Source organism: Protofrankia sp. CiP1_Cm_nod4 (genome assembly GCF_982290645.1).
In genome coordinates, this window is record NZ_CEVIVC010000152.1 from 1 (window position 1) to 6,896 (window position 6,896).

Annotated in this window: 4 protein-coding genes; 2 read left to right on the plus strand and 2 right to left on the minus strand. The window is 72.4% G+C overall.

Annotated features, from left to right (window positions below):
- Window positions 1-353: 353 nt before the first annotated feature.
- Together AC5LSR_RS20585 and pgi are read right to left on the minus strand one after the other, a co-directional pair.
- Entirely contained in the window at window positions 354-740 is a 387-nt protein-coding gene (locus tag AC5LSR_RS20585) for an STAS domain-containing protein (protein WP_493468846.1), read from the minus strand.
- A 255-nt stretch (window positions 741-995) separates the two neighbouring features.
- Window positions 996-2,726: a glucose-6-phosphate isomerase gene (pgi, locus tag AC5LSR_RS20590; RefSeq protein WP_250293023.1), complete on the minus strand. Its 1,731-nt coding sequence runs from the start codon at window positions 2,724-2,726 to the stop codon at window positions 996-998.
- A gap of 396 nt (window positions 2,727-3,122) precedes the next feature.
- Between pgi and AC5LSR_RS20595 the strand changes: the two genes are divergently transcribed.
- Window positions 3,123-5,648 (plus strand): protein kinase domain-containing protein, encoded by a 2,526-nt coding sequence (locus AC5LSR_RS20595; RefSeq protein WP_493468847.1) that lies wholly within the window; start codon window positions 3,123-3,125, stop codon window positions 5,646-5,648.
- 193 nt (window positions 5,649-5,841) lie between these two features.
- Window positions 5,842-6,896, plus strand: a 1,055-nt coding sequence (locus AC5LSR_RS20600; protein WP_493468848.1) for a serine/threonine-protein kinase, incomplete at its 3' end; no start/stop codon positions are given.

Genomic DNA, 6,896 nt, shown 5'->3' on the forward strand with positions numbered 1-6,896 from the left:
CCCCTGACCAGCCCCCGCCCCCGGCCAGCTCGCCGTCCGGGGCCGTCGACGGGTACCCGAGGCCGCTGGCAGCGTCACGCGTGCCAGCTGTCATGCGCGTCCGCGTCACATGCCGGGGTACGTAACCTGCTGGGGCTGTAACGGATCCGCCGAAGGCGGCCGTCGGCAGGGGAGTGCGACAGCCGCGTGGAGAGGGAAACCTCGCGGCACGGAGAAGGGCGGGTGTCCGCGCGCTGGCCGGTGCGCCCGATGAGGGCACACCCGGCCGGCACCCGCAGCGCCCCTGACCGGTACTCGTGGCCGGCCCGTGGCCGGCGCGTGGCCACCGCCAGCGCGCCGGCTCGCGCGGCCGGTCAGTGCGCGGAGCTGGTGGCGGTGGCCCGGGCCGCCGCACCGGTGGCTGACCGTCGCGGCCCGGGCTCGACCTGCAGCCGGCCGGTCAGGCCGGTGGAACGCAGCAGCGCCATGAACGCCGGGGACGCCCCCCGGATCCGCACGGTCGAGTGGACCCCGCGCAACAGCAGGTCGGCCCGTAGGAGCGCGGCCATCCCGGCGATGTCGATGGCGGTCAGGCCGCCGACGTCCACCACCACGTCGGTGCCGCCACGGCCGAGCAGCTCATGGATCTGCTGACGGAATCGCAACCGGCCGCGGGTGTCGAGCTCGCCGTCGAGTACGATGATCACTTCGCACTCGGACCGCGTCACCGACATGCGCAGCCGACCGGCCTGCACCTGCATGCTTTTGCCCCCCGGTGATACCGCCGGCTTCCCACCACTGTCACCCGTTGCCACACCTCCGGACGAGACCGGATGAGAATCGTCAACAGCCGTGGTCTTTCCCCGAGCCACGAGATACACACACTCGACACAGCGATACTACCGAGCGTGACCAAAGATTCCGACTCTCCCGGGGCGCGGGCCCGGTGGGAGCCGCCGGGCGGCCCACGGGCCGGCTCCTGACGGTCACCGGGCCGGCGCGGGCCGCCACCCGGGTCACCTCGATGCGCGCCGGGCCTCGCGGAAGCGGCGGATGAGGTTGTTGGTGGAGCTGTCGTGGTCCAGCCGCCCGGCCCCGGCGGCCCCGGCGGCCCCGGCAATGTCGTCACTGTCCGTGGTATCCGCTGACAGTTCCGGAATGATGCGCTGTGCCAGCAGCTTGCCGAGCTCCACGCCCCACTGGTCGAAACTGTTGATGTCCCAGAGCGCCCCCTGGGTGAAGACCTTGTGCTCGTAGAGGGCGATGAGCTGACCGAGGGTGAACGGCGTCAGCCGGTCCGCGAGAATCGTGCTGGTCGGCCGGTTCCCCGGGAACGTCCGGTGCGGGACGAGGGCGGGGTCGGCCCCTTCGGCGGCGACCTGCTCGGCGCTGCGGCCGAAGGCGAGCGCCTCGGTCTGGGCGAAGAAGTTCGCCATCAGCAGGACGTGGTGGTCCGTCCCGGTGTCCGGGCTCGCCGGCACGTCGTGGTCCGGGTGGACGAAGCCGATGAAGTCGGCCGGGACCAGCGCGGTGCCCTGGTGGAGGAGCTGGAAGTAGGCGTGCTGGCCGTTGGTCCCGGGCGTGCCCCACACCACCGGGCCGGTGGGCGTGGACACCGGCCGGCCGGAGCGGTCCACGGACTTGCCGTTGCTCTCCATGTCGAGCTGCTGCAGGTACGCCGGGAACCGTCCCAGATAGTGGCTGTAGGGCAGGACGGCGTGGGTCTGCGCGCCGAAGAAGTCCCGGTACCACAGGCCGAGCAGCCCCAGCAGCACCGGCAGGTTCCGCTCGAACGGAGCCGTCCGGAAGTGGACGTCCATCGCGTGGAACCCGGCGAGCAGGTCACGGAAGTGCTCCGGCCCGATCGCCAGCATCAGGGAGAGGCCGATCGCGGAGTCCACCGAGTAGCGCCCACCGACCCAGTCCCAGAACTCGAACATGTTGTCGCTGTCGATACCGAACGCGGTCACCTCCGCCGTGTTCGTCGACACCGCCACGAAGTGGGACGGGACGGCGTCCGGCCCGAGCGCGTCGGTCACCCAGGCGCGGGCGGTGCGGGCGTTCGCGAGCGTCTCCAGGGTGGTGAACGTCTTGGACGAGACGACGAACAGCGTCTCGGCCGGGTCGAGGTCGTGCGTCGCCTCCCAGATGTCGGTGCCGTCGACGTTGGAGACGAAACGGAACCGGATCGAGCGGTCGGAGTAGTCCAGCAGCGCGTCGTACGCCATGGCCGGGCCGAGGTCCGACCCGCCGATCCCGATGTTCACGACCGTCCGGATGTGCTTTCCGGTGGCGCCCCGCCAGACCCCGGAACGGACCTTGTCGGCGAACGCGGACATCCGCTGGAGCACGGCGTGCACCGCGGGCACCACGTTCACGCCGTCCACCTCGATGACGGCGTCCGCGGGGGCGCGCAGCGCGACGTGCAGCACCGCCCGGCCCTCGGTCGTGTTGATCCGCTGGCCGGTGAACATGGCCTCGATCTGGTCCCGCAGCCGGGCCCGCTCGGCCAGGGCGACCAGCAGCTCCACCGTCCGGGCGGTGATCCTGTTCTTGGAGAAGTCGAGGTGGAGGCCGTCGGCCGCCGCGGTGAACGTCTCGCCCCGGCGCGGGTCGTCGTCGAACAGGCCGCGCAGGTGGACACCGGCGAGCTCCGCGTGGTGCTTCTCAAGCGCCGCCCATTCCGGCGTGCCGGTTATCAGGGAATCGTGCTGGACGGCACCGTGGGACGGCTCGATGGACGACATGATCTTCGGGAACCTCCCGGCTGGACGGCTGCGGGCGCGGCTGCGACATGCCCACGATGCTGCATGCCCCCGTGCCGGGTCCACGTCACCGCATGCCCAGCAGGTCACCGCGCGCGTCACCCGGCGGGCCGCCGCGGCGGCGCGGTACCGCCGGGAGCCGGCGCAGGCCGTCCACCAGTAGATGTGACACCGCGGATACGGATAGATCATGAACGTGACCGGCTGTCGCTGGCTATGATTCGTGTCACCCATCTGTCAGCGCCGGTTGTGACCCGCGACGGGATCGGCGGACGGTGACGGTCGTACACTCACGACTGTTTTGCGGCTCCGGTTGTTCTGCGGCTCCGGCGCGGATGCGGGAACAGCTGTCCATACGGTGGCGGACGGAACTGACCTTTGTTGATTGATCGCTCCCTGGTGGAGGCCGCTCTCCCCGGATACCAGGTCGAGAGTGAACTCGGCCGCGGTGGCTACGGGCTGGTCCTCGGCGGCCGCCATCGGCTGATCGGCCGCAACGTCGCGATCAAGGTGCTGCTCGACACGGCCAACGACGCGGACCTGCGGACCCGCTTCCTCGCCGAGGCGCGCGTCCTGGCCGAACTCGACCATCCGCACATCGTGCGCATCCACGACTACATCGAGCATCAGGGCACCTGCCTGCTCGTCATGGAACTGCTCCCCGGCGGCACCCTGCGCCAGCGGCTGGCGACCGGCCCGATCCCGCCGGAGGCCACCTGCGCGCTGGGCCTGGCGGCCGCGGCGGCGCTGCAGGCCGCGCACGCCCACAACGTCCTGCACCGGGACATCAAGCCCGACAACATGATGTTCGCCTCCGACGGGCTGCTGAAGGTCACCGACTTCGGCGTCGCGAAGATTTTCGAGGGCACCGAGACGACCGCCAGCGGGATTCTCGGGACACCGCGCTACATGGCCCCCGAGCAGATCACCGGGGGACGGCTGCACGCCTCCACCGATCTCTACGCGCTCGGCGGAGTGCTCTACGAGTTACTCGCCCAACGTCCTCTTTTCGGCCGTTCCCTGTCCGTGGGCGCGCTCGTCAACCACCATCTCAACGTCACCCCGCTCCCGCTCGAGAACATGCCCGCCGCCCTCAACGCGGTCATCATGCGCACGCTGGCCAAGGAGCCCGCCGCCCGCTTCACCAGCGCCACCGCATTCGCCCTCGAGCTCGCCCGGGCCGCCGCGGGCGCGTTCGGCCCGAACTGGCTCGCCCGCTGCGGGATCAAGGTGCTGCTGGACGACGAGGTGCGGCACGCGGCGCTGGGCCAGGCGTCCGGGTCGGAGCCGACCGTCCGGGGCGTGGAAACGCCGTCCGGGCAGCCCGGGACGCCGGGATCCGGTCCCCAGCCGCCGCGGCCGTGGCCCGCGAGCCCACAGCCACAGCCACAGCCACAGCCACAGCCGGGATGGTCCGGGCAACAGCCGCAGCAGCCGCAGCCGCGGGCGTACCAGCCTCCGTACGGCGGCCGGGCCGCCGCCGGGCCCCAGGCCCCCTACTGGGCGCCACCGGCGGGATACCCGGCACCGGCCCCGCCGGCCGGTGGGCCGCCGCCGGGCACCCCCGACGCCTTCCCGCCGGCGGCGCCGGCCGGCCCGGCCCCGTACCCCCCGCCGGGCCGGCCCGGTACGGACTGGTGGCAGCCCAGCCCGTTCGCTCCCGGCGGCGGGCCGTCCGGGCCGTCCGGGCCCCGGGACGGGCGGGTGCCCGCGGGCCCGCAGCCACCCCCGGGACCCGGCCCGGGATGGCCGCAGGGCCAGCGACGGCCGTCCCGCCGCCGGATGTGGCTGATCACCGGAGTCGTGTTCGTCGTGGTCGCCGCGCTGAGCGTCGGCATCACCCTGGTGGCGGCCTCGGGCGCAGACGCCCCGCCCCAGCGCTCCGCGCTGTTCGTCCCGGGCACCGCCTACTCGGGCACGGCGCTGACCCTGCCCGGCCTGGACGCGTACGACGTCACGATCGACCGGGCGGGCGCGCTCTACATCACCGACTGGACCAGCCACCAGGTACGCAAGATCTCCCCGGACGGAACCGTGGCCACCGTCGCCGGCACCGGCAGCGGCAACGCGGGCTTCGGCGGCGACGGCGGCCCGGCCACCCAGGCGGAGCTGGACAGCCCGGCCACAACGGCCGTCGACGCGGACGGCAACGTCTACATCAGCGACTCGCACAACCACCGCATCCGGAAGGTCGACCCGCGGGGGATCATCACGACGATCGCCGGCACCGGCACCGCGGGTTTCTCCGGCGACGGCGGCCCGGCGACGGCGGCCCAGCTCAACGAGCCCTACGGGCTGGCGATCGCCGCGGACGGCTCGGTCTACATCTCCGACTACGACAACCAGCGCATCCGGAAGATCGACCCGCAGGGGATCATCACGACGGTCGTCGGCACCGGCACGGCCGGCTTCTCCGGCGACGGCGGCCCGGCCGCCCAGGCCCAGATCAAGAACCCCAACAACCTGGCCGTGGCCGCTGACGGCACTCTCTACATATCCGAGCTCGGCAACGCGCGGATCCGCAAGGTCAGCCCCGACGGTGTCATCACGACCGCCGCCGGGAACGGCACCTCCGGCTACGGCGGGGACGGCGGCCCGGCCACCGCGGCCCAGCTGCGCGTCCCCAGCGCCACCCTCAGCCCGGACGGCGTCCTCTACATCGCCGACTACAGCAACGAGCGCATCCGGCGGGTTGCCACCAACGGCGTGATCACCACTGTCGCCGGCAACGGGACCGCCGGCTCCGCCGGGGACGGCGCGGCGGCTGTCCGGGCGCAGCTGTCCAGCCCGACCGGCGTCACCGTCGACGGCGCCGGCAACCTCTACATCGCCGACGACAAGAACGACCGCGTCCGGCGCGTCAGCACCACCGGCATCATCACGACCGTTGCCCAGACCGGGTAGACCGGCCGGGAACCGTCGGATCATGATCCTTACCGCGTGTCGCCGGCCACCCGGGCAGCTGGCGGCCGGCGGTGGTGCCACCATGTGCGCTCCACGCACTTCGTACACTTCAGGCACTTCGTTGGCCTGTGTACTTCGTTCGCTTCCCTTTCCCGCGCGCCGGCGACCCCGAGGAATCGAGTAGGACCACGACATGGCAGTCGACCGCGCACGGGTAGCGGCCGCGTTACCGGACTACGACGTCGGTGACGAGCTCGGCCGCGGGGGCTTCGGTGTGGTCTTCGCCGGCCGGCACAGACTGATCCAGCGTGATGTCGCCGTCAAGGTGCTGCCCGAGGAGGACGGCGGGGCCGAGGAGGTCCGCGAACGGTTCCTGGTGGAGGCGCGGCTGCTCGCCGGGTTCGACCATCCCCATGTCGTCCGGGTCTACGACTATGTGGAACGCGGTGGCCTGTGCCTGCTGGTGATGGAGAAACTGACCGGCGGCAGCCTGCGCCAGCGGTTCGCCACCGGCCCGGACGGCCGGCAGCGGCGTGGCAACGGCCTTTCCGGGTCCGGCGGGCCTGGCGGGCCTGGCGGGCCGAGGCAGCCGGCGGCCTGCGCGATCGGGCTGTCGGCCGCCACCGCGCTGGCCGCCGCGCACGCGCGGGGCGTCCTGCACCGGGACATCAAGCCGGACAACCTGCTGTTCACCAGCACCGGCCTGCCCAAGGTGACCGACTTCGGCATCGCCAAGATCCTCGAGACCACGGCGACCACCACCACCGGACTGGTGGGCACGCCGCGTTACATGGCGCCGGAGCAGATCAGCGGTGACCGGCTCAGCCCGGCGACGGACCTGTACGCCCTCGGGCTCGTCCTCTACGAACTGCTGGCCGGCCGGCCCCCGTTCGACCGGCACCTGAGCGTCCCGGCGATGCTCCACCATCACCTCAACGTGCCGCCCGCGCACCTGACGGAGGCCCCGGAGCCGGTCGCCGCCGTGATCGGGCGCGCGCTGGAGAAGCACCCGCCCGCCCGGCACTCCTCCGCCCAGGAGTTCGCCATCGATCTGGCGCGGGCCGCGGCCAGCGTCTACGGCCCCGGCTGGCTGACCGCCAGCGGAGTACCCACCAGCCTGCCGGACGCCGTCACCGCGGCGGCTCGAGGTGACACAGCGGCTCGAGGTGACACGGCGGCCACAGCCCGCCCGCGGGCAGCACAGACACGCCCGGCGACGGCCCAGCCATGGTGGTCGGCGTCCGACAC

What these genes read in the sequence shown, in the direction of transcription:
- AC5LSR_RS20585 (WP_493468846.1), bottom strand. Translation starts at nt 740, where the DNA reads ATGCAGGTGCAGGCCGGTCGGCTGCGCATGTCGGTGACGCGGTCCGAG.
- pgi (WP_250293023.1), bottom strand. Translation starts at nt 2,726, where the DNA reads ATGTCGTCCATCGAGCCGTCCCACGGTGCCGTCCAGCACGATTCCCTG.